21 protein-coding genes and 1 pseudogene are annotated in these 26,379 nt (G+C 69.1%); 6 read left to right on the top strand and 16 right to left on the bottom strand.

The features are described 5' to 3' along the window. Window positions 1-28: 28 nt before the first annotated feature. Genes D7Y04_RS28560 through D7Y04_RS28550 form a run of 3 tightly spaced genes read right to left on the bottom strand, consistent with a single transcriptional unit; the run spans window position 29 to window position 5,857 of the window. Window positions 29-3,187 (bottom strand): efflux RND transporter permease subunit, encoded by a 3,159-nt coding sequence (locus D7Y04_RS28560; protein WP_120599665.1) that lies wholly within the window; start codon window positions 3,185-3,187, stop codon window positions 29-31. Window positions 3,188-3,215: 28 nt separating this feature from the next. Then, entirely contained in the window at window positions 3,216-4,403 is a 1,188-nt protein-coding gene (locus D7Y04_RS28555; RefSeq protein WP_120599666.1) for an efflux RND transporter periplasmic adaptor subunit, read from the bottom strand. Window positions 4,404-4,429: 26 nt separating this feature from the next. Further along, entirely contained in the window at window positions 4,430-5,857 is a 1,428-nt protein-coding gene (locus tag D7Y04_RS28550; protein WP_120599667.1) for a TolC family protein, read from the bottom strand. Window positions 5,858-6,064: 207 nt separating this feature from the next. Here D7Y04_RS28550 and D7Y04_RS28545 point away from each other — a divergent pair, with 207 nt between their 5' ends. Continuing rightward, window positions 6,065-6,466, top strand: a complete 402-nt coding sequence (locus D7Y04_RS28545; protein WP_233601615.1) for a MarR family winged helix-turn-helix transcriptional regulator — start codon at window positions 6,065-6,067, stop codon at window positions 6,464-6,466. Window positions 6,467-6,562: 96 nt separating this feature from the next. Here the strand turns inward: D7Y04_RS28545 and D7Y04_RS28540 are convergent, their stop codons facing one another. Beyond that, window positions 6,563-6,856, bottom strand: a complete 294-nt coding sequence (locus D7Y04_RS28540; protein WP_014395578.1) for a FruA-associating protein, FapA — start codon at window positions 6,854-6,856, stop codon at window positions 6,563-6,565. Window positions 6,857-7,107: 251 nt separating this feature from the next. On the opposite strand from D7Y04_RS28540, the gene D7Y04_RS28535 reads away from it, so the two are divergent. Then, window positions 7,108-8,166 carry a type IV pilus twitching motility protein PilT gene (locus D7Y04_RS28535; protein WP_233601614.1) on the top strand — a complete coding sequence of 353 codons (1,059 nt, stop codon included), beginning with the start codon at window positions 7,108-7,110 and terminating at the stop codon, window positions 8,164-8,166. Window positions 8,167-8,197: 31 nt separating this feature from the next. On the opposite strand, the gene D7Y04_RS28530 is transcribed toward D7Y04_RS28535, so the two are convergent. The 7 genes from D7Y04_RS28530 to D7Y04_RS28505 all read right to left on the bottom strand — a co-directional run bounded on the left by D7Y04_RS28530 (window position 8,198) and on the right by D7Y04_RS28505 (window position 15,220). Further along, window positions 8,198-9,829 carry a fumarate hydratase gene (locus tag D7Y04_RS28530; protein WP_120600253.1) on the bottom strand — a complete coding sequence of 544 codons (1,632 nt, stop codon included), beginning with the start codon at window positions 9,827-9,829 and terminating at the stop codon, window positions 8,198-8,200. A gap of 42 nt (window positions 9,830-9,871) precedes the next feature. Beyond that, window positions 9,872-10,441 carry a class I SAM-dependent methyltransferase gene (locus tag D7Y04_RS28525; RefSeq protein ID WP_121761314.1) on the bottom strand — a complete coding sequence of 190 codons (570 nt, stop codon included), beginning with the start codon at window positions 10,439-10,441 and terminating at the stop codon, window positions 9,872-9,874. A gap of 43 nt (window positions 10,442-10,484) precedes the next feature. Further along, the gene (locus D7Y04_RS44600) at window positions 10,485-10,658 is read right to left on the bottom strand and encodes a hypothetical protein (RefSeq protein ID WP_158627600.1); all 174 of its coding nucleotides are present in this window, start codon (window positions 10,656-10,658) and stop codon (window positions 10,485-10,487) included. A gap of 184 nt (window positions 10,659-10,842) precedes the next feature. Then, window positions 10,843-12,129, bottom strand: a complete 1,287-nt coding sequence (locus tag D7Y04_RS28520) for an MFS transporter (protein WP_121761313.1) — start codon at window positions 12,127-12,129, stop codon at window positions 10,843-10,845. A gap of 71 nt (window positions 12,130-12,200) precedes the next feature. Next, window positions 12,201-13,307 carry an isopenicillin N synthase family oxygenase gene (locus tag D7Y04_RS28515; protein WP_120600214.1) on the bottom strand — a complete coding sequence of 369 codons (1,107 nt, stop codon included), beginning with the start codon at window positions 13,305-13,307 and terminating at the stop codon, window positions 12,201-12,203. 116 nt (window positions 13,308-13,423) lie between these two features. Further along, window positions 13,424-14,044: a protease gene (locus D7Y04_RS28510; protein ID WP_121761312.1), complete on the bottom strand. Its 621-nt coding sequence runs from the start codon at window positions 14,042-14,044 to the stop codon at window positions 13,424-13,426. Between the two features lie 90 nt (window positions 14,045-14,134). Then, window positions 14,135-15,220 carry a M35 family metallo-endopeptidase gene (locus tag D7Y04_RS28505; RefSeq protein ID WP_120599833.1) on the bottom strand — a complete coding sequence of 362 codons (1,086 nt, stop codon included), beginning with the start codon at window positions 15,218-15,220 and terminating at the stop codon, window positions 14,135-14,137. Window positions 15,221-15,458: 238 nt separating this feature from the next. Between D7Y04_RS28505 and D7Y04_RS28500 the strand changes: the two genes are divergently transcribed. Both D7Y04_RS28500 and D7Y04_RS28495 read left to right on the top strand, forming a co-directional pair. After that, window positions 15,459-16,154, top strand: coding sequence for a glutamine amidotransferase (locus D7Y04_RS28500; protein WP_120580891.1), 696 nt, complete (start codon window positions 15,459-15,461; stop codon window positions 16,152-16,154). A gap of 33 nt (window positions 16,155-16,187) precedes the next feature. Then, entirely contained in the window at window positions 16,188-17,486 is a 1,299-nt protein-coding gene (locus D7Y04_RS28495; RefSeq protein ID WP_121761311.1) for an AAA family ATPase, read from the top strand. A gap of 3 nt (window positions 17,487-17,489) precedes the next feature. On the opposite strand, the gene D7Y04_RS28490 is transcribed toward D7Y04_RS28495, so the two are convergent. From D7Y04_RS28490 to D7Y04_RS28480, 3 genes are all read right to left on the bottom strand, one after another. Continuing rightward, window positions 17,490-18,686: a hypothetical protein gene (locus tag D7Y04_RS28490; RefSeq protein ID WP_121761310.1), complete on the bottom strand. Its 1,197-nt coding sequence runs from the start codon at window positions 18,684-18,686 to the stop codon at window positions 17,490-17,492. A gap of 265 nt (window positions 18,687-18,951) precedes the next feature. Beyond that, entirely contained in the window at window positions 18,952-19,959 is a 1,008-nt protein-coding gene (locus D7Y04_RS28485) for a hypothetical protein (protein WP_120599836.1), read from the bottom strand. A 165-nt stretch (window positions 19,960-20,124) separates the two neighbouring features. After that, the gene (locus tag D7Y04_RS28480; RefSeq protein ID WP_121761309.1) at window positions 20,125-21,426 is read right to left on the bottom strand and encodes an OprO/OprP family phosphate-selective porin; all 1,302 of its coding nucleotides are present in this window, start codon (window positions 21,424-21,426) and stop codon (window positions 20,125-20,127) included. Between the two features lie 178 nt (window positions 21,427-21,604). Between D7Y04_RS28480 and coaA the strand changes: the two genes are divergently transcribed. Together coaA and D7Y04_RS28470 are read left to right on the top strand one after the other, a co-directional pair. Continuing rightward, window positions 21,605-22,558, top strand: a complete 954-nt coding sequence (gene coaA, locus D7Y04_RS28475; protein WP_120580466.1) for a type I pantothenate kinase — start codon at window positions 21,605-21,607, stop codon at window positions 22,556-22,558. Between the two features lie 17 nt (window positions 22,559-22,575). Beyond that, complete coding sequence (locus D7Y04_RS28470; protein ID WP_121761308.1) at window positions 22,576-23,568, top strand: cysteine synthase A; 993 nt, start codon at window positions 22,576-22,578, stop codon at window positions 23,566-23,568. Window positions 23,569-23,581: 13 nt separating this feature from the next. Here D7Y04_RS28470 and D7Y04_RS28465 read toward each other — a convergent pair whose 3' ends face one another. Then, window positions 23,582-24,850, bottom strand: coding sequence for a type I restriction enzyme HsdR N-terminal domain-containing protein (locus tag D7Y04_RS28465; RefSeq protein ID WP_121761307.1), 1,269 nt, complete (start codon window positions 24,848-24,850; stop codon window positions 23,582-23,584). Window positions 24,851-25,042: 192 nt separating this feature from the next. Beyond that, window positions 25,043-25,927 (bottom strand): annotated as a pseudogene (locus D7Y04_RS28460) (FadR/GntR family transcriptional regulator); the annotation flags it as partial. Window positions 25,928-26,379 lie beyond the last annotated feature (452 nt).

Here is a 26,379-nt window from a genome sequence, read left to right as displayed (position 1 = left end):
TTTTCAGCGCTGCACTGGCAGCCTCAGCTCACGGTGCGTGGGCCGGGGCGGGCTCGTGCGAAGTGGGCGTCTCCTCCTCACCGCTGGACCGCTTCGCGTCCCCACGCACCTTCTGCATGAGGATGTAGAGGCCGGGGATGAAGATGAGGTTGACGATGGTGGACACCAGCATGCCGCCGAACACCGCGGTGCCCAGCGAGTTGCGCGCCGCCGCGCCCGCGCCGGACGCCGTCATCAGCGGCACCACGCCCAGGAGGAACGCGATGGACGTCATGAGGATGGGGCGCAGGCGGACTTCCGCGGCCGTCACCACCGCCTCCAGCGCGCTCTTGCCCTGGTCGCGCAGTTGCTCCGCGAACTCCACGATGAGGATGGCGTTCTTGGACGCGAGGCCCACGAGCATCACCAGACCCACCTGGCAGAACACGTCGTTGGCGTAGCCGCGCGCCACCTGCAATCCCAGCGCGCCCATGATGGCCAGCGGCACGGACAGGATGATGACGAACGGGAGGCTGAAGGACTCGTACTGCGCCGCCAGCACCAGGAACACGAAGAGGATGCCCAGGCCGAAGATGATCATCGTCTGCCCGCCGGACTCCTTCTGCTCCAGGCTGATGCCCGTCCACTCGGAGGACATGCCCTGGGGCAGCGCCGCCTGGGCCACCTGCTCCATGGCCTCCAGCGCCTGACCGGACGACACGCCGGGCGCGCCCTGGCCGTTGATCTCCACGGAGCGGAACAGGTTGTAGTGCTTGATGACCTGCGCGGAGACGATGGGCGTCACCTTCACCAGCGACTCCAGCGGAATCATGTCGCCCGCGTCCGTGCGTGCGTAGAAGGAGCCGATGTCCTGGGGGCTGTCGCGGAACTGCTGCTCGGCCTGGACGTACACGCGGTAGGTGCGGCTGGCGTAGTTGAAGTCGTTGACGTACTGGCTGCCCATGTAGAGCTGCATCACGCCGAAGATCTGCTCAATCGGCACGCCCAGCGCCTTGGCCTTCTGGCGGTCCACCTCCACGTCCAGGATGGGCGTGTTGGCGTTGAAGGGAGTGAAGACGCCGCGCAGGCGGCCCTCCTCGTTGCCCTTCTGCACCATCTCCTGCGTGGCGTTGGCCAGGTCTTCCAGCGAGTGGTTGCCGGCGACGTCCTCCACGATGAACTGGAAGCCGCCGACGCTGCCCACGCCGCGGATGGCGGGGGGCTGGAAGGGGATGACGCGCGCGCTGCCAATCTTGCCCAGCGGCCCGCGCAGCCGCTCCACCAGCGCGGCCACGGACTGGTCCTTGCCCGTGCGCTCCTCCCACGGCTTCAAGGCCGTGAAGACGGTGGCGTAGTTGGAACCGTTGCCGCTGGGGGAGAAGCCACCGATGGCGAACATCACGCTCACCTCCGGCTGGGCCTTGAGCACCGCCTCCACCTCCTGGAGCACCTTCTCCGTCTGGCTGAGGGCCATGCCCTCCGGCCCCTGCACGGAGATGATGACGTAGCCCTGGTCCTCATCCGGGATGAAGCCCGTGGGCGCCGAGCGGAACAGCATCACCGTGACGCCAATGCAGGCGAGGAACGCCACCAGCACGATGAGCGGGTGCACCAGCAGCTTGCGCAGCCCCTTGCCGTACATGTCGCGCGTCCAGTCCAGCACCTGGTCCACCTTGCGGAAGAACACCCACTTGGGGCCGTGGTGGTGCTTGAGCAGCCGCGCGGACAGGGCGGGCGTGAGCGTCAGCGCGCAGAAGGTGGACAGGGCCACCGACGCGGCGATGGTGAGCGCGAACTGCCGGTAGATGGAGCCCGTGGTGCCTGGGAAGAGGGCCACCGGGATGAACACCGCCACCAGCACCACGGAGATGGCCACCACCGCGCCGGCCACCTCCTTCATGCCTTCGCGCGCCGCCTGGAACGGGCTGAGCCCGCGCTCCGCCATCAGGCGCTCGATGTTCTCGATGACCACGATGGCGTCGTCCACCACGAGACCCGTGGCCAATGTGAGGCCGAAGAGGGTCAGCGTGTTGATGGAGAAGCCCATCAGGTAGACGAACGCGAACGTGCCGACCAGCGACACCGGCAGGGTCAGCGCTGTGATGAGCACGCTGCGCCACCCGTGCAGGAACAGGAAGATGACCAGGATGACGAGCGCGATGGCTTCAACCAGCGTGTGGATCACCTCGTTGACGGAGGCGCGCACCGCGAGCGTGGTGTCCGTGCCCACGCGGTACTCCAGGCCCGGCGGGAAGGACTGCGACAGGCGGTCCAGCTCCTTGATGACGCCGTCACGCACGTCCAGCGCGTTGGCGGTGGGCAGCTGGAAGATGGCCAGGCCCACGCCGGTGCGGCCGTTGAAGCGCAGGAGGGTGCTGTAGTTCTCCGCGCCCAGCTCCACGCGGCCCACGTCCTTCACCGTGACGGCTTTGCCGTCGTTGTTGCGCATGAGCACGATGTCGCCGAACTCCTCCGGCTCCACCAGGCGGCCCCGGGCGCGCACTGCAATCTGGTACGGCTGCTCGTCGCTGGACGGCGGCTGGCCCACCTGGCCCGCGGCCACCTGGAGGTTCTGCTCCTGGAGCGCGCGCACCACGTCCTGCGGCGTCATGTTCCGGCGCGCCAGCTCGGAGGGATCCAACCACAGGCGCATGGAGAACTTGCGCTCACCGAAGATGCGCACCTCGCCCACGCCGCGGACGCGTTTGATGGCGTCCTTGAGGTTCACGTCCGCGTAGTTGGAGAGGAACTTCGCGTCGTAGCGGTTGTCCGGGGAGGACAGGCCCACCGTCAGCAGCATCTGGCTGGAGGCCTTGTTCACCACGATGCCCGTCTGGTTCACCTGCGCGGGCAGGCGGGCCGCGGCGCGGCTCACGCGGTTCTGCACGTCCACCGCCGCCACCTCGATGTTGCGCGTGGGGGCGAAGGTGACGGTGATGGTGCTGGTGCCGTCGTTGCTGCTGGTGGAGGTGATGTAGCGCATGTCCTCCACGCCGTTGAGCTCCTGCTCCAACGGGATGGTGACGGCGGACTCCACCACCTCGGCGCTGGCGCCGACGTAGGTGCTGGTGACGGTGACTTGCGGCGGCGCCAGGTCCGGGTACTGCGCGATGGGCAGCGTCGGGATGGCGATGACGCCCACCAGCGTCAGGATGATGGAGCAGACGATGGCGAAGACAGGCCTGCGGATGAAGAAGTCGACGAACACGGTGTGGCGCCTCTCTTGAATTCGCCTGCTAGCGGCTGCCGCCGGTGGTGCCGCCGCCACCGGACGCGGAGCGGGGCAGCTGGGCGTTGGTGGGGGTCTCGTCGGCCCGCACGGTGCCCGTCGGCTGGGGGGATGCGTCGTTGTTCACGGAGACCTGCTTGGGGATGACGGGCATGCCGTCACGCAGCATGTGCAGCGACGACACCGCGACGAGGTCGCCCTGCTTCAGGCCGCCCTCCACCACGTAGGACATGTCGCCCAGCTGCCCCAGCGCCACCGGGCGGCGCTCCACCAGCGTCTTGCCGTCCTTCTTCTCCACCACCATGGCGAAGGGCTGGCCGCTCTGGCGCACCACCGCGAGCGCCGGAATCTGGAGCGCGTCCCGCGTGGCGTACACCAGCCGCGCCCGCAGCAGCTCACTGGGGCGCAGGCCCACCGTGTTGCGGAAGGCGGCCTTCACCTCCACCAGCTGCGTGCGAGGGTCCGTCTGCGGCGCCACGTAGAAGACGGTGCTGGAGAGGATGACCCGGCCCTGCTGATCCAACAGCTCCAGCTGCGTGTCCGGCTTGAGCGACCGCGCGCGGAACGACGGCACCGACACGCTGACCTCCAGCGCGTCCGCCTGGGCCACCGTCGTGAGCGTCGTGGTGGCGCTCACGAAGTCACCCACGCGCACCAGCACGTCGCCCATGGTGCCCGCGAACGGCGCGCGCACCACGTGGAACTGCAGCTGCACCTGACGCTGGGCCACGTTCGCGCCCGCCGCGCGCGTCGCGGCCTCCGACGCCTTCACCGCCGCCTGGGCGCGCTCCAACTCCTGCACGCTGGCCAGGCCCTCGCGGTTGAGGGACTCCGTGCGCGCCAGGGTGCGCTTCGCCAGCTCCAGCTCCACCGCGGAGGAGCTCTGCTGGGCCTGCGCGCTGTCCAGCGCCGCGGTCTCCTGACGCGCGTCCACTTCAATCAGCGGCGCGCCGGCCTCCACCTTCTGGCCGGGCTTCACCAATATCTTCCGGATGTAGCCGTTCACCTGCGGCAGCACCGTCACGCTCTGCCGCGACAGCAGCGAACCCAGGTACTCGCCGGTGTCCCGCACCTCGTGCGGCGCCAGCGCCACCACCTGCACCTCGCGCGGCGGCGGAGCGGCCTTCGCCTCCGGCTTGCCCGAGCACCCGGCCGCGCCAGCCACCAGCGCCGCGCCCAACACCGTCTTCGTCATCAGCGCCTTCAGGGGGCGTACCCTCGTCACCAGTCGCACCGGGCCTCCGTCAGGAACGCGTCCAGGCGGGCCTGGACGAGCTCGAATTCCCTCAAAACCAACGCGAGCTGCGCCTGGCGGAGGGCGGCTCCGCTCTGCACCAGCTCCAAACTGCCACCTCGTCCCACCTCGAAGGCCCGGCGCGTGAGCCGGTCCGTCCGGTCCGCGAGCTCCACGGATTCGGCAGCGGTCTTCAACAGCGCCTCGGCCACTTCCACTCCACGCCGCGCGCGAGAAACCTCCACACCCACGTTGCGGCGGTTGGCCTCCAGCGACTGGGCGGCCTGTTCTTCAATGCCTGCGCGCTCGCGCACGAGCCCTTCGCGCTGACCGCCCTCCCACAGGGGCATGGACAGCACCGCGGACACGTTCCAGGTGGCGAGGCGGCCAAAGCCGGGGTCGGTGGTGAAACCCACCAGCGTGCTGCTCAATCCCAGGGTGGGCAGGTAACCGGCGGAAGCCTGGCGCCGGCTCTCCCGGGCCGCGTCCACGTTGGCCCGCTGGGCCACCAGGTCCGGGCGGTTGGCCAGGTCCTGGAGGGGGGCGCAGTCCTGGCGCGTCTGCTCCACCAGCCCGCCCAGGTTGAACTCCGGGTTGACGCCCACGCCGTGGTCCTCGCCCAGGGACAGGCCCAGCGACTCACGCGTCCGGCGCAGCTGCTCGTCCCCGGCCACCAGCGCCTGCCGGGCCACCGCCACGTCCTGGCTCACCCGCACCACGTCCAGCTGGGTGCCGGCGCCCAGCTCGAACGAGCGCTGGGTGATGGCCTGGCGCTCCAGCGCCTGACGCAGGCCCACGCGGTTGACCTCCGCGGCGCGCTCGGCGGCCACCGTGGCCACCAGCACCTGCGCCAGCCCCTGCGTGAGGCGGCGCTGCACGTCCTGGAGGCTGGCCACGAACGCGGACTCGGAGGCCTTCGCGGACGACAGGCCCCGCCATGCACCCACATCAATGATGGACTGGGTGAGGGTCGCGGACACCGTTCCCAGGGGCGCACTGGGAGAGCTGACCCCGGTGCCGGTGTTGGAGCCGCCCACGAAGCCGCCGCCCGCGGCGGAGGGCACGTCCGGGTGGAGCACGTCCACGCCCACGCCCGCGGTGGCCCGCGCGTTGGGCAGCAAAAGGCCCAGCGACTGGCGCCACCGGCCCTGCGCGCGTGACACGCCGGCTTCCGCGTTGCGCAGGTCCGTGGAGCGCTGGCGCACGCGGGTGAGGGCGTCGTCCCACGTCTTCACCTGCTCCGGCGCCGGCGGAACGGGCGTGAGCATGGGGTCTTCCACCTTCGGCTGGAAGGGGACGGGGGCCGGCGCGGCCGCGCTGGCTTCAGGTGTAGGCTGCTGTGGGGCCGGGGTCGCGGACGGCGCCTGCTGCGCGGCGGCGAGGAGGAGGACGAGGAGGGCGCTGGAGGTGGCCATACTCTGGAGCGGCGGGTCTTTCCGGCAGGAGCGAGTGGTGGTACCCACCCCGGGTTCCCTGCGCGCGGTCAAGATGTAATTGACAACCGTTGTTGAATGCAATCATCTCTTACGCCCATGACCATCGCTGAGCAAGTGGCATCGACGCGACGCGCAGTGGTCCGACTGCTCACCCAGAAAGTTGGTGAACAAACGGACCGGCCGCTGATGCAGCTGCTCGTGCTGAAGAACATCGGAATCCACGGCATCCACAGCCAGGCGCAGATCGCGGAGCGGCTGCTCATCGACGCGCCCGCCGTGAGCCGGCTGGTGGACCGGTTGGAGGAGGATGGGCTGGTGGAGCGCCGCGCGGGGGAGAACCGCCGCTGCGTGCGCCTGGAGATCACCGACGCGGGGCGCCGGGAGATCCAGGCCCTGGAGCTCGCCGCGCGGTGGGTGGATGCCCAGGCGCGCGAGTTCCTGGCGCCGCCGGAGGTGGAGGTGCTGTCGTGCCTCCTGGAGAAGCTGCAGACGGGGCTGTGCCAGCTGCTGGGCGGCGAGCCCGCGGCTCCCCCGCGCAAGGACGACCCGCCTTGCGGGCCGTCCTCCTCCAACAACGACAACGGGTGACGACGGGAGGTGGAAGGCCGGGCGCGATGCCCGTCCCGCCGCCGCCCCGCCGCCACCCGTGTGCCACGTCCGGGGGGGTGGAAGTGGTACTTCCGACTACCGGTGGCGAGGGATGTTGCGGGCCACGTGCAGGGCCCACGCCTCCGCCGAGTCCAGCTCCGCGCGGGCCTCCGCATAGCGGTCCTTCGCCGCTTCACTGAGGTCGTTGGCGAAGATGGCGTCGTGCAGCTCCTTCTGGGCGCGCGTCAGCCGCAGGCTGGTCTGCAACCACAGCCGGGCCGCCATGCGCGGCGTAATCACCACCTGGGTGGGATCCCACACCTCCAGGGCGGCGTAGTCAGCGGACGACAGCTCTTCGTAGTGGGGGGCCTGCTCGGTTTGTGCGTTCATGCCCGGATGTTCGCCACGGATTCCGGGCAGGGCATCCGGGCCGCCTGGGCAGGAAGACGGCCACTGGTGAGCAGTCGAGGACAGTTCCTTCATCCCCCGGGGTACTCGCCTTCCTTGATTTGCGGGAAAACTTAGTACAGTGAGGCTGGGGAATGCTTCCCACATTGCAACCATGGAGGGATTGGGTGCCCTTCTCCTAGAATCCTCCGCTCCATTCGTGAAGTGAGAGGGATTACCTGGACCTGAACACCTTGAACAAGCTGCTCACCGTTGGCGTCCAGAACGGGGCTTCGGACATCCACTTCCGCCCTGGCGACCCGCCCATCTACCGGGTGAACGGCGTGTTGCGGCCGTTGAAGATGGAAAAGCTCCAGGCTGATCACACGAAGCAGGTCGCGCTGCACGTGATGAACGATCCGCTGGTGAAGGCGCAGATCGACAGTGTGCAGGAATGCGACTCGTCCTACAGCCTGCCGGGAGTGGCGCGTTTCCGGGTGAACATCTACCGGCAGCGCGGCTCGCTGGCCTGCATCCTGCGCATCATCCCGGATGAGATTCCCAGCATCGACGGGCTGGGTCTGCCGCAGGTGCTGAAGACCATCGCCGGCAACGAGCGCGGGCTGGTGCTGGTGACGGGAGCCACGGGGTCCGGCAAGAGCTCCACGCTGGCGTCGATGATCAACCACATCAACCACACGGAGAGCCTGCACATCCTCACCATCGAGGACCCCATCGAGTTCATCTACAAGAACGTGAAGTCCTCCATCTCCCAGCGGGAGATTGGCCCGGACACGGCGAACTTCTCCATCGCGCTGAGAGCGGCGCTGCGTCAGGACCCGGACGTCATCCTGGTGGGCGAGATGCGCGACACGGAGACCATCGACATCGCGCTGAAGGCTTCGGAGACGGGCCACCTGGTGCTGTCCACGGTGCACACCACGGACGCGTCGCGCACCATCAACCGCCTGGTGTCGGTGTTCCCCGCGGAGGAGCAGACCATGGTGCGCATGCGCCTGGCGGACTCGCTCAAGGCGACCGTCTCCCAGCGCCTGCTGCCCAAGGCCACCGGCAAGGGCCGCACGGTGGCGCTGGAGATCATGGTGCAGACGAAGACGGTGGAGCAGTACATCCGGGACGACCGCGCCTCGGAGCTGAAGGACGTCATCGAGAAGGGCCGCGACATGTTCGGCATGCAGTCCTTCGATCAGCACCTGACGCAGCTCTACCGCGCGGGCGACATCACGCTGGAGACGGCGCAGAGCGCGGCCTCCAACCCGGCGGACTTCCAGCGCGCGCTCGAGTTCGACTGAGAGCGCACGCCGGAAGGTGACTTTTCGAGGCCTACTTCTTCGCGGACGGCTTGTTGATGTTCGCGAAGAAGTCGTTGCCCTTGTCATCCACGACGATGAAGGCGGGGAAGTCGACCACGTCGATCTTCCACACGGCCTCCATGCCCAGCTCGGCGTACTCCAGCACCTCCACCTTCTTGATGCAGTCCTGCGCCAGGCGCGCGGCCGGGCCGCCGATGGAGCCCAGGTAGAAGCCACCGTGCTTCTTGCAGGCCTCCGTGACGGCCGGGGAGCGGTTGCCCTTGGCGAGCATCACGAAGCTGCCACCCTCCGCCTGGAACTGATCCACGTACGCGTCCATGCGGCCCGCGGTGGTGGGGCCGAAGGAGCCGGACGCGTAGCCCTCCGGCGTCTTCGCCGGGCCCGCGTAATAGACCATGTGGTCCTTGAGGTACTGGGGCATGCCCTCGCCCCGGTCCAGGCGCTCCTTGATTTTGGCGTGCGCGATGTCGCGCGCCACCACCAGCGAGCCGGACAGCGACAGGCGCGTCTTGATGGGGTAGCGCGACAGCTCCGCGCGCAGGTCGCTCATGGGGCGGTTCAAGTCCAGCTTCACCACGTCGCCGGCCAGGTCCGTGTCCGTGGTCTCCGGCAGGTACTTCGCGGGGTCCGTCTCCAGCGCCTCCAGGAAGACGCCGTCGCGCGTAATCTTGCCCAGCGCCTGGCGGTCCGCGGAGCACGACACGGCGATGGCCACCGGGCAGGACGCGCCGTGGCGGGGCAGGCGGATGACTCGCACGTCGTGGCAGAAGTACTTGCCGCCGAACTGCGCGCCAATGCCGGTGCGCTGCGTGAGCTTGAGCACCTCCTGCTCCAGCTCCACGTCGCGGAAGCCCCGGCCCAGCGCGTTGCCGCTGGTGGGCAGCGTGTCCAGGTAGCGCGCGGAGGCGTACTTCGCCGTCTTCAGCGCGAACTCCGCGGAGGTGCCGCCCACCACGATGGCCAGGTGATACGGCGGGCACGCGGCGGTGCCCAGCGCGCGGATCTTCTGCTCCAGGAACGCGAGCAGGCTCTGCGGATTGAGGACGGCCTTCGTCTCCTGGAAGAGGTAGCTCTTGTTCGCGGAGCCGCCACCCTTGGCCATGAAGAGGAACTTGTAGGCGTCGCCGTCGGTCGCGTAGAGCTCGATCTGCGCGGGCAGGTTGTTGCCCGTGTTGACCTCCTTGTACATGTCCAGCGCCGCCATCTGCGAGTAGCGCAGGTTGGCCGTGAGGTACGTGTCGAACACGCCCTGGGAGATGGCCGCCTCGTCGCCGCCGCGGGTGAGGACGTACTGGCCCTTCTTGCCCATCACGATGGCGGTGCCGGTGTCCTGGCAGGAGGGCAGCACGCCGCCTGCGGCGATGTTCGCGTTCTTGAGCAGCTCCACCGCCACGAACTTGTCGTTGGACGACGCCTCCGGGTCCTGGAGGATGTTCGCCAGCTGCCGCAGGTGCCCGGGCCGGAGCAGGTGCGAGATGTCCCGCATGGCCTCGCGGGTGAGCAGCGTGAGCGCCTCCGGCTCCACCTGGAGGAAGCTGCGTCCGCCGGCCTCGAACGTGGAGACGCCCTCCTTCGTGAGGAGGCGGTAGGGCGTCTCGTCCTTGCCGAGCGGCAGCATGTCCTGGAACTGGAAGTCACTCATCGCGGGAGGGTCTCTTCGAGAAGGGGTGGACGGGCGGGGACTCTACTCACGGGGCGGCGCGCGGGGCGGCACTTCGTAGAGGTAGACAGGCGTGCGGTAGAGGTCCTGGAGCCGCACGCTGCGCACGGGCGTCCAGCCACGAAGCCCGAAGGTGTGGCTCAGGATGCGAGCGCCTTCCGGCATCTCGGCGGCGAAGCGGGGCGCCAGGCGCGTCATGATGCCCGGGGACAGGTAGCAGATGACGCAGGTTGCGTCCTGGAAGGACGCGGCGAAGAAGTCCCCGTGAAGCAGCGTGAGGTTGGGACGGGGGAAGAGCCGCTGGCGCAGCCGGCTGAAGAGCCACGGCAGCCAGGACAGCTCGTACGCGACGATGCGCGCCTGGGGGCAGTGGTCCGCCAGGTTGAAGGCCACGTCGCCCCAGCCCGAGCCCAGGTCCAACACGGTGCCCCGCGTGTCCGCCGGGAGCATGGCCAACAGCGCTCGCCGCACCCGGGGCGAGCTGGGCATGGGCGGCGCGCCGGTGCGCAGCGTGGAGACGACGATGGACAGCACCCCCACGAGGAGCACCGCCCAGAGCAGCAGGAAGAGAAGGAAGGAGCCGGTCTCGCTCACGGTCAGCGCGCATCATCGCGCGGGGACGCCCCGGCGTGGGGCCCTACTTGCGAGGGTGGTTGCCGGCGTCCATGCGGACCACGCGGGGCGCGCTCGAGTCCGGCTGGGTGGTGACGGGGACAGGGGCGGGCGCGTCAGGCTCGAAGAGCGCCCGGCCCAGGACGAGGCAAAGAGCGGCCCCTACGCAGAGTGCCAGCACGTGGAAGTAGTACGCCATGGGACGTGGGTCCAAGCACGGACCATACCAGCGGCGACCCTCCTCGAAAGGTGGGGGCTGAAAGGCCCCGCTTGTGTCCTTCCTGGCCACAGAAGCAGTCAGCCGGTGGCCGCCCAGGCAACAGCTCCCTCACCCGGCGTCAAACCTTCGCGCGCCATGGTTTTTCACTCGGCGCTCGAGGGCCTCAGACGGAGGGCGCGGACTCGGCGGGGTCCTGTTCGGGGCGGGGCGGGCGGTGGGCGGCGGACTCGAGCCGGTCCACGTTGCGCAGCTCCGGGAAGAGCCAGGCCCAGAGGCCCACGACGATGAGCGTGCCCACGGCGCCAATCACCACCGCGTGCACGGCGCCCAGGGCCTCCGCGAGCGAGCCCGCGCGGAACTCGCCCAGCTCGTTGGAGGCGCCGATGCACATCATGTTCACCGCGCCCACGCGGCCGCGCATGTCATCCGGCGTGGAGACCAGCTCCAGCGTGTGGCGCACCACCACGCTCACCATGTCCGCCGCCCCGCCAATGGCGAGCGCCACGAGCGACAGCGGCAGGGACCTGCTCAGGCCGAACACCAGCGTGGCCGCGCCGAACACCGCCACCGCGCCGAACATCTTCCACCCGGCGTGGCCGCCCAGCGGACGGAACGCGAGCAGCACCGCCACCACCGCCGCGCCCGCGGCCGGAGCGCTGCGCAACAGGCCCAGGCCCCATGGGCCGGTCTGCAGCACGTCGCGCGCGTAGATGGGCAACAACGCCACCGCGCCGCCCAGCAGCACCGCGAAGAGGTCCAGGGTGAGGCTGCCCAGGAGCAGCCGCTTCTGGCGCACGAAGCGCAGGCCCGCGACGAGCGTCGTCAAGGAGATGGGCTCGCGCGACGCGCTGCCGGTGCGCACCTTGAGCGAGAGGATCCACACGATGGTGAGCGCGCACAGCGACGCGGACGTGAGGTACACGCCCTTGCCGCCCAGCCACCCGTAGAGCAGGCCGCCCACGGCGGGGCCGGCGATGGTGGCCACCTGCCACGTGGTGGAGTTCACCGCCACCGCGCGCGTCAGCTCCTCCGGCGGCACCAGGTAGGGCGTGAGCGCGGAGCCCGCGGGCGCGTAGAAGGCTCGCGCGGTGCCGAACAGCACCAGCACGCCGTAGACGAAACGCACGTCCGTGACGTGGCCCAGCGTGAAGGACAGGAGCAGCAGGCTGCACACCAGCATCACGCCCTGGCAGATGGCCAGGATGCGGCGGCGGTCGTAGCGGTCCGCCACCTGTCCGCCCAGCAGACTGAAGGCGAGGAAGGGGACGAACTGGGACAGGCCCGTGTAGCCCAGCGCGAGCGCGCTCCCGGTGAGCTCGTACACCTGCCACCCGATGGCCACCGACTCGATCTGCGCCGCGAGCACCGCGCACAGACGGGCGATTTGATACAGCCGGAAATCGCGGTGACGGAAGACGGAGCTGGCGAGGACGGAGGGGGTATCGGCCATGGAGTGGGCTGCGCTGTAACGCAGCCCGTCCCCTGCCGCCAGCGACAAGGGGCGCACGGCCCCGGCGCGCCTTATGTGGTCGCGCGCATCTTGTTCAGCCGGTCGTAGTGGCGGTAGCCCAGCTTGTCGAGCGCGGCGGGCGGCGCGAGGCCGATGTCCACCAGCGTCTTGATGTCGTACGTGCCCGCGAGCACCGGCGGCGCGTAGTTGGCCACCGCCTCCGGCGTGCGGAAGCCGGGCAGCGGGAAGAGCACCTGGCTGGTGTGCACGTGCATGAAGTGCGCGGCGGACTGGCGCTGCCACCCCGGCACGCCCGGCGCGGTGATGACGTGCGGCGTGGCGAGGAACGTGCCGCCCGTGAGGATTTCCAGCTGCTGGCCCACCTGCGCCACGATGCAGCCCGCGGGCGCGGTGCCGCGCACCATCGCTCCATTGGGCGCGTCCGGCGTCGCGCGCGTGCGCAGGTACAGGCCGCTCTGGTCATCCGGCTTCGGCGCGGGGCGGCCTTCCGGATTCAGGAAGCGGCCTCCGGGCAGCAGCGTCAGCAGGTTGAAGTCGGTGTGCTCCTCGCCCCAGAGGATGCCGGTGTTCACCTGGGACGGACCCAGCGGCAGGTACTGGAGCGCGCGCGTGACGTGGGGCGCCTTCTCACAGGAGGCGGTGAAGGTGTCCTGCGGCAGGTTCAGCGCCAGGGCGGCGCCGCGCAGCAGCTTGAGGCCGGCCTCGTGCAGCGCGGTGCCCATGGTGAGCAGGCCCTCCTGGAAGAAGGGCGGCGCGTCGTCCGGCCAGATGTTCTCCGGGTACAGCTCCGGGAACTCCATGGCGGACTGCGGGTCGGTGGGCGTGGGCGCCGCGAAGTAGCACTCCTTGAAGTCCGGCTGCCCGTTGCTGGCGACGGCGACCTCCGTGTTGGGAGGCGTCCAGCCGCGCTGGTACCAGAGGTCCGAGCGGCCCAGGGGGCGCTTCTGGGCGTCCGGGCGGGCCACGAAGGCGGAGAACGCGTCGTAGAAGCGCTCCAGCGCCGGCGCGTCCACGCCGTGGTTCTTCACGAACACGAGGCCGAAGACGCCGAAGGCCTCGCGCAGGGCCGCCGCGGCGCGCTCCAGGCGCGCCGGTTCACCCGACGCCAGGTCCAGCAGGTCGACCGTCGGGATGTTCATCGTGGGGGTGTCCGCCATGGTGGGCCCAGGTGTATCGCGCCCGGGCCCGGCTGAGGAGGGGGACCGTGCCTGCCCGCCCTCCCCGTTCCAGGGAAATCCGGAAGAGGTCCCCTCCTACGGATTCACGGCTCCCATCAGCGCGCGGCGACCGTGACGTCCACGGGGGCGCACGTCACGGGCGTGGACTGGTATTCGCCGCCGGCGCGGGGGACGTCCTCCTTGCGCGTGGCCACGTCCATCAGCGCGTCGCGGAAGGTGATGCGGTACGTGCCCGGCTTCTTGAAGTCCCAGGCCTGCGTCACCTCCACGGTGTTCTCCACCGTGGCGCCCGGGGCGATGGCCGCGTAGCTGTCCGCGCCCGGGGCCGCGCGCTTCACCATGGGGCCCTGGTACGGCATCTCCTCGCCGTCGCGAGTGACCTGGAACACCGTGCCCAGGATGCCCTCCAGCGGCGTCTGCCACTTGAGCACCCAGACGGGCGACTCCGAGCGGTTGGTGAGCTTGAAGAGGACTTCAATGGACTCGCCGACCTTCGCCTTCGGGTGGACGCTGAGGGCGCACTCCAGCTTCGGGGTCGTCACGGCGGCGGGCTCCTTCACGGGCTCGGCGGGAGGCGGGGGGGCCGCGGGAGGCGGCGTCGCGGCGACGGGGGCCTGCTGTTGCGCGGGTGCCTCCGCGGGCTTCGGGGTACAGGCGGTGACACCGGCGGCGGTCAGCACCGCGAGCCATGCGAGGTTCCTTCGTCCCAGGCCCATCACGTGACGCTCCTTGTGTTCGTGCTGCGAAAAGAAAAGGGGCGCGAGCCCATGTGGCCCGCGCCCCGAAGTCAACGGTCCCGCGTCACCTTACGGCAGCGAGGGGGTGTTCTCCGCGAAGTATTCGTGGCTGTCCGCGTTGTCACGCGCGTTGGTGGGGTTGGAGCGGGCCAGGTTCTTCGCGGCCGACTGGCCGTAGGCCCAGTCGTCCGTGCCGGCCACGACGTTGAAGTGGCTCATCTCGTGGACCAGCGTGCCCGCGCGCGAGTCCGTGCCCGTGTTGGGGGCGCTCCAGAAGGCGCCGCACACGTAGATCTTGTACGGCGAGGCCGGGTACACGTACGCGTAGGTCCCGCTGTCGTTGCAGCTGCAGTCCACGACGACGGCGGCGGACGCGAACGCGTTCTTGATGTTGTTGAAGTGCGTCTTGACGGTGCTCCAGCCGCTGCTGGAGTACGTGCCGAACCAGGTGGTGTAGCGGCTGGTCGCGGACGGCGTGCCGCTCAGGTACGTGTACGCGTTGTTGGAGTACGTCTTCGCGCTGTTGTACGCGTTGGTGATGGTGGTCTGCTCGGAGCTGGTGCAGGCCCCGGAGTAGGTCAGGCCCTGCGCCGTCACCGTGCCCATCGCCTCGGCGCCATCGCGGCTGGTGCGGCGGCCCTCGATGAAGAGGCTGACCGCGTTGGAGGACAGCGCCGTCACGCCCGCGCGAGACTCCAGCTCGTAGCGGATGGTGTAGGTGCCGGAGGCGGACAGGTCATACGCGTCCGACACGACGACCGGGCCGGAGATGCTCTGGCCGGGGGCGATGGTGATCAGGTCCTCGGGGCGGCCCTGCACGCGCTTGAAGTGCGCGCCCGTGTACTCCACCGGCTGGCCGTCGCGGGACACCGACAGGCGGCCCTCGTTGAGGCCCTCGCCCGGCGCGTCCCACTTGTAGATGCTGACCGGCGCGGAGGAGGTGTTGGTCAGCGTCACCTCCACCGCCACGCGCTCGCTGGCCGCCATGGAGGCCTTGCCCGCGGACACCTGCGCCGTCAGGGCGCCCTGGGCCTGCTCCGTGGCCTCGGTCGGGGTGGTCTCACCCTCCGCCGGAGGAGCGCCGCAACCGCTCAGCAGGGAAACGCCGACCACCGTGCCCATCAGCCACTTGAAACCGCGAAGGCTCTTGCTCACGAGGAACTTCCTTTCGGAATACGACGCGACGAAAACGCCCAAGGGGGAATGCCCGGGTGCGCATGCTTATAGGGGAAACCGGGCCCGCAGATGATGGCACGAAATACTGTGAAATAAATGCCTACCGGCTATCCGGGTTCACGGCGCGTCGCGGCCAACCGTGGCATGGAGCGTTAGTCTTCACGCGGCACGCATTGCGTGTGGCACAAACAAAGACACAGGGAAGGGGTGGCGGAAAATGCGCGCGGTGGTGTTCGAGCACGAGGAGCACGAGGGGCCAGGCCTGTTGGGGCCGGCGCTGGAGGCGGCGGGCTTCACGCTGGTGCGGCGCTTCCGGACGGTGAAGCGCGAGGACGTGGACGCGCCGCTGGTGGTGGTGATGGGTGGGCCCATGGGGGTGTACGAGGCGGACGCCCATCCGTTCCTGAATGAAGAGCTGGCATTGCTGGGAGAGCGGCTGGCGAATGACCGCGCGTGCGTGGGCGTGTGTCTGGGTGCGCAGCTGTTGGCGGCGGCGGCGGGTGCGACGGTGTCGCCGGGGAAGAATGGCTTCGAGGTGGGCGTGGGGCCGGTGCGCTGGACGCAGGACGCGCTGAAGGACCCGGTGGTGGCGGGCGCGAAGCCGCGCACGGCGGTGGCGCACTGGCACGGGGACACGTACACGCCGGTGCCCGGCGCGACGCTGCTCGCGTCCACGGACCGGTACACGCAGCAGGCCTTCCGGCTGGGGAAGTCGTATGGCTTCCAGTTCCACCTGGAGCTGACGGCGCAGGAGCTGGGGCGTTGGCTGGAGCTGGGGGAGGAGGACCTGGTGACGCGGGGCAAGGACGTGGCGGCGCTGAAGGCGCAGCTGCCCAAGCTGAAGGCGGCGGAGGCGGAGAACACGGAGCTGCTCCAACGGCTCGCGCATCAGCTGGCGAAGGGCCTACGCTGACGGCCGTCCAAGGCAAGGGGAGGGCCGGACGCCATGAAGCTGACCCGTCTGCACGTCCACCACTACCGAGGGCTCGCGCCGGACACGGTGCTGACGTTCGGCCCTGCCCTGAACGTGGTGGTGGGCGCGACGGGCAGCGGACGCACGACGCTGCTGGAGCTGGTGTCCGCGGTGCTGTGCTCGGACTTCTCCGGGCTGTTGCGGGAGCCGTTCGCGCTGGAATACGCGCTGCGCTTCGACGCGCTGACGGTGGATGTGGCCGTGCGCAATGAGCCGCCCGCGGCGCTGCCCGCCAATGCCGGGGAAGGCGGGCCCGATGCAGGCCCTGGCGCCGCATTGGCGTTGCCTCCGGCGGCGCTGGCGCACGGGCTGTTGCCTTCCATCGTGGCGACGGTGCGGTGGGACGCGGCGGAGGACGCGCGGCTCGTCATGCGCGCCAGCGCCACGGGCTTCGCGTGCGAGGTGGCGGGCGCGGCGGGATTCTCCAAGCGCATGCACTGGTCGGTGTTGGACCGCTCTGTGTGGACGCTGCTCTTCATGGCCGCGCAGTACCTGGAGCGCGGCGTGAAGGACCGGCTGAAGGACCTGCTCCGGGAGACGTTCCTCCTGGCGCCGCCGCGCTTCGACGAAGCGCTGGGCATGTTCGAGCGCATCGGCGCCATCCGCTACGCGATGGAGCAGCGCGGTGAGGAACTGTTTCCGCTGGGACTCATGGCGCTGCCCACATGGATGCCGGGCTGGCTGCGCGAACAGGTGGAGCGCGAGCCCGTGCCCCCGTCGCTGCTCTTCCGCCACGAGGCGCAGCCCCAGGGCTTCCTCGCGCGCTTCGTGACGTTGGCGGGGTTCGTTTCAGGCACGCTCACCGTGGACGTGACGGAGACGACGCCGCTGTCCCAGGGCGGACGGTTGGGCTTCAGCGGCTTCCGCTTCGCGTTCGTGCGGCCGGACGGCACGCCGGTGACGCAGGAGCAGCTGGGCCATGGCCAGAAGCGGCTGTTGTCCTTCCTCTACTACCTGGACGTGCACGAGGCCTTCGTCATCGCGGACGAGCTGGCGGACGGCCTGCATCCGGACCTGGTGCGCGCGTGCGTGCGGGACATGGGGACGCGGCAGGCCTTTGTCACCAGCCAGAACCCGCTGCTGCTGGAGCAGCTGGAGTTCACCCACGCGGAGCAGCTGCGCACGTCGTTGATCCGCTGCCAGGAGGGCGGCGGGCCTGGGCACTGGCGGTGGACGCAGCCGACGCCGGAGGAGGCCGCGCGGTGGTTCGACGCGTACCGCGCGGGCTCCGTGCCGCTGGGCGCGGTGCTGCGCGCCCAGGGCTTTGGATGACGGTCAGGGCGCCGTCGACGCCTTGAAGAGGAAGTCGTCGTCGAAGCCGCGCGAGACCAGGTTCCTTCCCAGGTGGAGGGTGCCGGAGAAGTAGCCGATCCCCACGAACGCGCCCTGCTTGTTCACCGCCACGTCCGTGAAGAACGGGCGTCCCGTCGAGGGGTACGTGTGCCGCCACTGCTGCTGACCCTCGATGCGCTCCAGCCTCGCGGTGAAGAGCGTGTAGCCGGAGGGCGAGTCCGGCGCGGTGGACGCTCCGCCCACGACCACGGCGTCGTCCTCGGCCATGGCGACGGCGGTCACGGGCTGCGGGTAGCCACGGGCCCAGCGCTCCTCTCCGGCCCGGGTCCATGCGACGAGGAAGCCCCCGATGCCGGTGGATGGGCCCGGAATGTCGTGGCCCGCGAAGGTGAAGGAGTCGTTGACCGCGCCTCCTGCCACCACCCGGTTGCCATGCACGGCGACGGCGATGGCGCTGCCGGACGCGCCCTCCAGCGACCGTGTCCAGGCCACCGTGCCGTCGAGGCCCACCTTCCACACCTCCGGGTCGGGGTACCGGATGCCGCTGAAGTAGTAGGCGTCCGTCTCATCCACCGCGACGCTGGCGCCGCCGCTCAGGTCCCACTGTTCGCGCACGGTCCACTGCGTCGTGCCGGCGGCGTTGAACCGGGTCAGGAACGCGGTCTGGACGTCGGTCACCATCGAGGAGTTGGGGCCCAGGCCGAAGTCCACCGTGCGGAAGGCGGCGCCCGTCATGGCGATGCCGTCCTGGGAGTCGGTGACCAGGTCCTGGGGGAAGATGCTGCCGGTGAAGTGCCGGGCCCACTGGAACTGCCCCGTCTTGCGCAGCTTCAGCAGGAAGGCGCCCGGCGGCTGGAGTCCTCCGCCCAGATTGATGGGCTCATTGGAGCTTCCCGCGATGAGGACGTTGCGCTCCCGGTCCACCGCGAGCGCCACCGCGTTGGTGAAGTTCTGTCCGCCGGGAGGAAGCACGCCTTCATAAGCGCGGGTCCACAGCAGCGCGCCGGCCGTCGTGTACTTCGCCACCGCGAAGCCAATGCTGTCGGGATTCCCGGAGCCGACGGGGCCCGCGCCCAGGTCCACGCTGCCCTGGTAGAGAAACAGCGCGAGGATGTTGCCGTCGCGGTCGAAAGCCACCGCGTGGGCCTCGTCGAACCGGGGGGAGCCCAGGTGCTTCACCCAGGCGAAGGCTCCCCCTGAGAGTGCCGCCTCCTGCGTCCGTGCGGACGCCTCGGGGGCCTCCGAGGGTCCGCACCCGCCAAGCGCCGCTGCGATCACTGCGCCCCAAAGAAGCCGCCAGCCCATCACCCTGCGAGTCGTTCCCATGTGTCCCACCTCGCTGTCCCCAAAGACAGACAGTGCGAGTTAGGAACGACCCTTCGACAGGCACACTGCCCTGGAGGGCAGTGGGGTTTTGATGTCTGAACAGTCCGCGGGCGCGCGGTCAGCGGCCGGAGAGCAGCTCCGTGGTGAAGGAGAAGCCGCCCAACAGGTAGGGCATGGCGTTCATGCGGTTCTCATGTTTGAGGTACCAGCCGGCCATGAGCAGCACGGTGGGCTTGCTCATGACGCCGCCCGGCTTCGTGTCGAAGGCATACGCGACGAGCGGGCCCACGCGGACGTGCGAGTTGGTGGGCAGCGTTCGTCCGGGCAGCGGCTCCACTGCGTTGGTGTCTTCGTCGTAGCGGGGCCACACCGCGGAGAGCCGGGCGCCCAGCGTCCACTGTCCGGCCAGCCAGAGGAGGTCCGTGTCGTTGGCGAGCACCCAGCCCTTGCCGGGCACCAGCGTGTCCAGCGTCGGGTCGTAGAACGTGCCGCGCGTCCCGCCGTCGCGCAGCGACATGTTCCAGTACTCGATGGCCAGCTTCGAGCGCAGCGCCAGGGACTTCACCTTCGCCTGGAGCATGGGCTCCACGAAGAAGTGGTGCCCGGAGGTGCCGTAGGCGGTGTCATTGGTCGCGCTGCGCAGGTCGTCGTCGTAGGGCTGGAAGGAGTCCGGATAGGACTGCACGCTGCCGAAGGTGCCGAAGAACTGGACGTACTCGTAGCCGGCGCGGACGTTGAAGATCGCCAGCGGTTGCAGCTCCACCACGGGCCCCAGCTTGAAGAACGCGGGGCTCAGCCGGAGGCTCGCGCCGGCGCTGGCGTACGTGTCGCGCAGGAGCAGGGAGGGGCTGTCGGAGAGGCGCTTCTGGTAGACGAGCCGGTTCTGCGACTCGAGCCCCAGCGGGTTGTAGCGGACCACGTTGAGGGTGGTGAAGTAGACGCGGCTGTCGGGCAGCAACGGCTGCACCGGGAGCGGCACGTCCTCTGTGATGGGCGCCTGGGGCTGCTGCGCGGCCACGGGCGCGCCCAGGCCCAGGAGGCCGAGCAGCGCGGCGCGCGTGAGCGCCTTCGACAGGGACGGGGAGCGGACAGGCGTCGGGCGCTGCGGGAACACGTTCGCGGGCATGCATCCTCTCGGCGGAGTCCGCGGGAGCAGCCCACGGGCAAGGGCCACCCGTGGCGGGCGGCGGGAGCGTCGTGCACCTGACGTGGGCGCTTCAAGACGCACCAGGACGAAGCCGCCGGATGACACCCGGCGTCACCAAATGTTTCACGGCTCGCGGGCGGGTTTTCAGAACGTGAGCTGGAAGCGGGACATGAGGACGTTCTCGGGAGGGCGGTCGGCGCCGTCTGGAGCGCCGCCCTCGTAGTTCGTGCGGTGGAAGTTCATGGCGAAGCGCACGCGCCGGTTGAAGGCGAACGTCGTGGCGACGCCGAAGCCGCTCGCCGCGCTCACGGATTGCGCGGGGTTGGCGAAGCGGGGGAAGGCGGCGTCGTCAATGTCCAGGGCGTGGTAGCGCGCCGCCACCTCCAGCGCGCCGCCCTTGAGCGTCTTCGGGTCGAAGGGCGTCGTGGGCCGGGCGCCTTCGAAGGAAGCCTTCCCTCCGAACACCCACGACACCGACGTCTGCCACGCGTGGTTGCGCAGCCGCGCGCGTGCGTCCGCGATTCGCACCTCTTGTGACGAGCGCACGTACTCCGCGAGGAGGCCGAAGGACCCCCAGTAGAAGTAGCCCTGGGGCGCGAGCCGCAGGTGCTGGCCGTGCGCCGTCACCGTCTCGCCGGTGTTCGCGTTGTTGAGATAGCTGAAGATGGTCTCCTGGCCCGTGCTGCGAAGCGGCGCGAGCCCGGTGTTGGTGGCGGTGCCGAACTGGAGGCCGCGCGTCACCGCGATGCCCAGCCCCAGTCCCTGGAGGAAGGACGGCTCGCGGCCCTTGAAGGGCAGGGCGAAGACGCGGGCGACCAGGTCGAAGCTGTCGTCGGGGTTGGTGTCGGTGCTGGCGCCGTCGGGGTCTCCATTCACCACCGCCAGCGAGTACTGCCACCGGCCGCCTTCGCCCTCGCCGTGCAACTCCAGGCCCTCGTCGCGGTTGGGGACCAGGTCCACCGTGAGCGAGCGCTCAATGAAGGGGTTGTCCATGTCGGACTGGAGCAGCTCCAGTCCGAACGGCGTCTTGAACCGGCCCGCGCGCAGGCGGACCCATTCCCCTGGACGGAAGTCGATGAACGCGTCCTGGATGATCGGCTGATTGACGCCGAAGTCCGGCATGAGGCGGAAGTCGATGAAGCCGAAGAGCGTCCCGTCCAGGATGGGACGCACGCGCCGCATGAGGAATGTGTTGGTGCCAGTTCGGTCGATGTCCGCGAAGTAGAAGCGCCCGTCGCCCTGGAGCTGGCCGCGCAGCTTGAGCACGAAGGCCTTGTCCGCGGACGACAGCGTGAAGCCTTCCTCGGAGACGTTGATGACCGGAGGCTCGGCGGCCTTGGGAGGCTCGGCGGCCTTGGGAGGCTCGGCGGCCTGGGCGTGAACGTGGGGGGTGGCGAGCAGCAGGCCCGTGGCGGCGAGGAGGGCGGGGGCGCAGAAAGTGGACACGCGTGGACCTCGGGGGACGGGCTCCAGGAGGGCGGAGTGCCCCCGCGTCCGTCGGGCGCGACCGGGATGCGGACGGGCACGTTGGCGGCGGGAAAGTCTTGCTGTCAAGAATCGCAGGGAAGACCTGTTGTCACCTTCACTTGCCGGATCCGGGGCGGTTTGGTTCATGCTTGGCGGCATGTCCGTGACCAAGCCCCGCGCCGCATCGATGTACGTCGACCTGGACCGCGACGCGTGGCGCGAGCTCCGGGCCTCCACTCCGCTGACGTTGACGGCGGAGGAGGTGGAGAAGCTGCGGGGCCTGGGGGACCGGCTGGACATCCAGGAGGTGGAGGACGTCTATCTGCCGCTGTCGCGACTGCTGCACCTGCAGGTGGCGTCAGCGCAGTCGCTGTGGGCGGCGCAACAGGCGTTCCTGGGCTATTCGGTGCGCAAGGTGCCGTTCATCATCGCCATCGCGGGCAGCGTGGCGGTGGGCAAGAGCACGACGTCGCGCATCCTCCAGGCGCTGCTGGCGCGCTGGCCGGACCATCCGCGCGTGGCGCTGGTGACGACGGACGGGTTCCTCTATCCGAACCGGGTGCTCGCCGAGCGGGGCGTCATGAACCGCAAGGGCTTTCCGGAGAGCTATGACCGGCGCGCGCTGGTGCGCTTCCTGGCGGAGCTGAAGGCGGGGCGCGAGGAGGTGACGGCGCCGGTGTACTCGCACCTCGTCTACGACATCGTGCCGGAGGAGGCGCAGTCCATCCGGCAGCCGGACATCCTCATCCTGGAGGGGCTCAACGTCCTGCAGACGGGGCCGGTGGAGGGCGGGCGGCTGCCGCAGACGTTCCTGTCGGACTTCTTCGACTTCTCCATCTACGTGGACGCGAGCGAGACGGACATCCGCCACTGGTACGTGGAGCGCTTCCTTCGCCTGTGGGAGACGGCGTTCCGGGACGAGCGGTCCTTCTTCCGGCGCTTCTCTGAATTGACGCGCGACCAGGCGATTGCCCGGGCCGCGTCGGTGTGGGCGGAGATCAACGGGCCCAACCTGGCGGAGAACATCGCGCCCACGCGTTCACGGGCGAGGCTCATCCTGGTGAAGGGCAGCGACCACAAGGTCCGCCGCGTGCGGATGCGCAAACTGTAGTGCGGGGGAGGACGGACATGGCGCCACGAATGGGTTCGCTCTGGGATGCGGTGGGGAACACGCCGCTGTTGCGCATTGGCTCGCTCAGCCGGCAGACGGGCTGTGACATCGTCGCCAAGGCGGAGTTCATGAACCCGGGCGGGAGCATCAAGGACCGGGCCGCGAAGGGGATGATTCAACGCGCGGAAGCCACGGGGCAGCTCAAGCCCGGCGGCACGATTGTCGAAGGCACCGCGGGCAACACAGGCATTGGCCTGGGATTGCTGGGGCGCGAGCGCGGCTACCGCGTGGTGGTGACGATGCCGGACAACCAGGCGCGCGAGAAGTACGAGTACCTGGAGGCAATGGGCGTGGAGGTGCGGCGGGTGCCGCCGGTGCCGTTCTCCAATCCCTCGCATTTCTTCCACCAGGCGCGGGCGCTGGCGGAGGCGAACGGCTGGGCGTGGATGAACCAGTTCGAGAACACGGCGAACGGCGACTTCCACTACGAGACGACGGGGCCGGAGATCTGGGAGCAGGCGGAAGGAAAGGTGGACGTGCTGGTGGCGTCCGTGGGCAGCGGAGGCACGCTGTCTGGCACGAGCCGCTACCTGAAGGAGAAGAACCCGGCCTTGCGAGTGGTGTTGGTGGATCCGCCGGGGTCGGGGCTCTACTGCCAGGTGCGCACGGGGAAGATGGAGACGGCGGGGAGCTCCATCACGGAAGGCATTGGCATCATGCGGCTGACGGAGAACTTCCGGCAGGCGCGCGTGGATGAGGCAATGCGCCTGGAGGACCAGGACATGCTGGAGATGCTCTACCACCTGGCGCGCGAGGACGCGTTGGTGGTGGGTACCTCCGCGGCCCTCAACGTGAGGGCTGCATGGGAGGTGGCGCGCAAGCACCAGGGACAGGGGCTGCGCATCGTCACGTTCGTGTGCGACCACGGCAGCCGCTATGCCTCCAAGGTGTTCAACCCGGAGTTCCTCGCGTCGAAGGCGCTCACGGTGAAGCCGCTGCCGGCGGTGTGAATCAGCCGGGCCGCTACTGGCTGGCGACGACCTTGAGAGTGGGCTCCGCGGGCGCCTCCTCCTTGACGGTGAGGGACAGCTCCAGGCTCCGGGCGACCAGGGCCTTGAGCGCCCACACCTCTGGAATCGTCTGGATGTAGACCCGGCTGATACCGAACGCCGCGGGGGATGCTTCGACCTCGAACCCCGCGGCGAGCGCTTTCGCCTCCTCGACGGGGACCCAGGTGGCGATGCACTTGCGTTTGCCATTGCCGAAGAACCGCACGAACCACTTCGTGGGCTTCTTGAAGGACACGTTGAAGTAGTTCGAGGTGTCCCGGTAGAGGACGTCCTCCGCCGCGTGGCCGTTCTTGGTGCAGATGTCTCGGACGACGCCGAAGAAGGCCAGTTCCTCCTCGGTGGTCTCCACTGCGGCGCGTGTCTTGTCGTCACCCGAGGCTCGGGGTTCCGACTCAAAAGGCTTCGCGCTGTCCGCCTGCACCACGTTGGCCCCGTCCTTGGCGGCGGGTGCCTCGGTGCCTTCGTTCAAGCGCTGGATGCGCTCCTTGAGTTTGTCGAGGAAGTCGTCGCCCATGACGCGGAGGAGGGTGGGCTCGATGGCCTCCTTCGCGACCTCCGCGAGGCGTTCCATCACGGCGGTCGTCCGCTTCCCCTTGTAGATGTCCTCGGTGAGCCACTTGAGGAAGCCCTCGTGTTCGCCGGGCGATTTGAGGGCGGCGGACAGCTTGTCGATCATCCCCTGGCGGTAGCGGCTGTTCTCCGCGTCGCTGATGAGCGTCGTGGCGTTGAAGGCTTCGCGGCTGAACTTGGACAGGAACTTCGCGACCTTGGCCCAGTCCGACTTCGTGTCCTCCAGTGAGAACGTGAAGAAGGGCTCCGGGTCCATGACGTTGGGGTTCTCCAGGTCTCCGAAGAACAGGTAGTGGCATCCATCCGTGATGATGCCGAAGTGGAGCTCCGGGAGCTGGGAGAGGTAGCGGGCCAGTTGCTGGGCGCGCGATTTGAGGTCCGTTCCCAGGGGCTTGGTTTCAATGACGATGAGGGGCTTCTGTCCCGTCTGGTCGAAGATGGCGAAGTCCATGCGGTCCGGCAGCTTCTTGCCGTCGCCCTGGACGAAGTCCGCTGCGTATTCGAGGCGAACCTCCCGAGGAAAGCCGGGGTCATAGCCAAGCAGCCGGATGAAGGGGACCACCAGCGCCAGCTTGGCGGTCTCTTCGTTGGAGATGAAGGACTTGGAGTCCTGATAGCGCTTGACCAGCTCCAGCAATTGATTCGCGTCCACGGTATCCCCCTGCAACCCGTCGAGCCCAGGCCGCGCCAGCAGTGAGAACAGACTGGCGACGTCCAGAACTACAATCGGTTGGATCCCGCTTGGCCATACCTCTTATGGGTTATCCGGGGGCAAAGGAGGGATTGGAGGGTGTCCATCACGTCCTCCCGGAGAACTCCCCTCCACGCGGACCTGGTCCTCTCCGCAGGGTTGGGCCTCCTGTGTCTCGTCCTGTGCGGCAGCTGGAGGAAGGCGATCGATGGCACCTTCCTCGACGCTGGGATGTGTCTCCAATGCCTCGTCCTGGCCGGTCGCTGACAGTGGGGTGTTGAGCAGGTCCTCCTGCGCGCGTGGGGCCTCGGGGGACGCAGAGCCCTGGGGCGCAGGGGCGAATGCGTTCAGCACGCGCTCATCGCGAGCCTTCAGCAGTGCTGGCAGTTCATGCTGAAGGGCCTGCACGTCGCGCTCGTGCAGGATTTCGCTCACGCGGATGGCCCACTCGCGCAGCGCCGCTCCACCCATGAGCGGCAGCAGTTGGGCGGCTCCTCCCAGGAAGGCCCGCTGCAGGGACTGCACGAGGAGCACGTGCCCCGGACGCGCAGCCACCCGCGCCGCATGCCGCAGCAATTCGAATTCCGCCTGCGCGCAGACTTCCCCCGACTCCCAGCGCGCCGCGTCCTGGAGCTGGAAGCACGTGCTCCCCAGCCGGTCCAGGTCGAGGTCCGAGGCCCTCGCGCAGCAGTCGGCCAGAAGCTCCAACAGCACCTGCCGCTTGAGGCTGAAGTAGCCCTCCAGAAGCCACCGGGCATCCGGGTTGCTCGCGTCATGCAGCGCCAGCCCCAGGTTCTCCAGCGTCAGCGACTCATCCAACGCCACCGCGCGCGTCTTGCGTCCGGGGCGCTGAACCACCAGGCCTCGCGCCGCCAGCCGCCGTAGCGCCTCGCGGATGGTGCCCCGACACACCTCATAGCGGCGCGCCAGCTTCGCTTCGGAGCCGAATTGCCCGCTCGGGTGCAGCCGCCCCAGCGCGATATCGCGCTCGATTTGAGCCTCCACATAGGCCACGAGTCCTCGCCGTTCCATCCCCATCCCCTTCCTCGTCCCAGCATCGCCATCCAACCACAGGGGTCTGACATGGACGTGCGGGCCCACCCTCCGAGTTGATTGCCGGGCCAGCGCGCCCCCGGGCCGCATGGACTGAAAACCTGTCCGACAGTCGGACAGGTTTTGAGGCAACCGGGCCCGGGCGGGCGCCTCTGTCGGCGGTCCACATTGGCGACTGCGCGGGCGCGACTTCGTTCGCCTTCTGGCCTGGTGCGGTCTGGGGCCCATGCGGCGGCGGCCTAGCCGACTGTCGGACAGGTTTTGAGGCAACCGGCCCCGGGTGGGGGCCTCCCTCCGTGGCCCCATCCTGGCTTCCGCGCATGCACGCCGTCGCGATCCACCGCCGCGCTTCGTGCGGCACGCGTCATCACGGGGCCATTGAATCGACGGGTTTGTTAACGAACCTCGGGCGACCTGCTTAGGATGCTCGCCGTCCT

Origin of the sequence: Corallococcus sp. AB038B (genome assembly GCF_003668955.1) — a bacterium.
In the GTDB taxonomy this organism is placed as follows: Bacteria; Myxococcota; Myxococcia; order Myxococcales; family Myxococcaceae; genus Corallococcus; species Corallococcus exiguus.
The sequence above is the reverse complement of the archived record's forward strand: the minus strand, read 5'-3'. Positions and strand labels throughout refer to the sequence as shown.

What these genes read in the sequence shown, in the direction of transcription:
- D7Y04_RS28545 (WP_233601615.1), top strand. Translation starts at nt 6,065, where the DNA reads ATGCAGCTGCTCGTGCTGAAGAACATCGGAATCCACGGCATCCACAGC.
- D7Y04_RS28470 (WP_121761308.1), top strand. Translation starts at nt 22,576, where the DNA reads ATGGCGCCACGAATGGGTTCGCTCTGGGATGCGGTGGGGAACACGCCG.
- D7Y04_RS28530 (WP_120600253.1), bottom strand. Translation starts at nt 9,829, where the DNA reads ATGAGTGACTTCCAGTTCCAGGACATGCTGCCGCTCGGCAAGGACGAG.
- D7Y04_RS28520 (WP_121761313.1), bottom strand. Translation starts at nt 12,129, where the DNA reads ATGGCCGATACCCCCTCCGTCCTCGCCAGCTCCGTCTTCCGTCACCGC.
- D7Y04_RS28555 (WP_120599666.1), bottom strand. Translation starts at nt 4,403, where the DNA reads ATGACGAAGACGGTGTTGGGCGCGGCGCTGGTGGCTGGCGCGGCCGGG.
- D7Y04_RS28485 (WP_120599836.1), bottom strand. Translation starts at nt 19,959, where the DNA reads ATGCCCGCGAACGTGTTCCCGCAGCGCCCGACGCCTGTCCGCTCCCCG.
- D7Y04_RS44600 (WP_158627600.1), bottom strand. Translation starts at nt 10,658, where the DNA reads ATGGCGTACTACTTCCACGTGCTGGCACTCTGCGTAGGGGCCGCTCTT.
- D7Y04_RS28540 (WP_014395578.1), bottom strand. Translation starts at nt 6,856, where the DNA reads ATGAACGCACAAACCGAGCAGGCCCCCCACTACGAAGAGCTGTCGTCC.
- D7Y04_RS28495 (WP_121761311.1), top strand. Translation starts at nt 16,188, where the DNA reads ATGAAGCTGACCCGTCTGCACGTCCACCACTACCGAGGGCTCGCGCCG.
- D7Y04_RS28515 (WP_120600214.1), bottom strand. Translation starts at nt 13,307, where the DNA reads ATGGCGGACACCCCCACGATGAACATCCCGACGGTCGACCTGCTGGAC.
- D7Y04_RS28510 (WP_121761312.1), bottom strand. Translation starts at nt 14,044, where the DNA reads ATGGGCCTGGGACGAAGGAACCTCGCATGGCTCGCGGTGCTGACCGCC.
- coaA (WP_120580466.1), top strand. Translation starts at nt 21,605, where the DNA reads ATGTCCGTGACCAAGCCCCGCGCCGCATCGATGTACGTCGACCTGGAC.
- D7Y04_RS28500 (WP_120580891.1), top strand. Translation starts at nt 15,459, where the DNA reads ATGCGCGCGGTGGTGTTCGAGCACGAGGAGCACGAGGGGCCAGGCCTG.
- D7Y04_RS28550 (WP_120599667.1), bottom strand. Translation starts at nt 5,857, where the DNA reads ATGGCCACCTCCAGCGCCCTCCTCGTCCTCCTCCTCGCCGCCGCGCAG.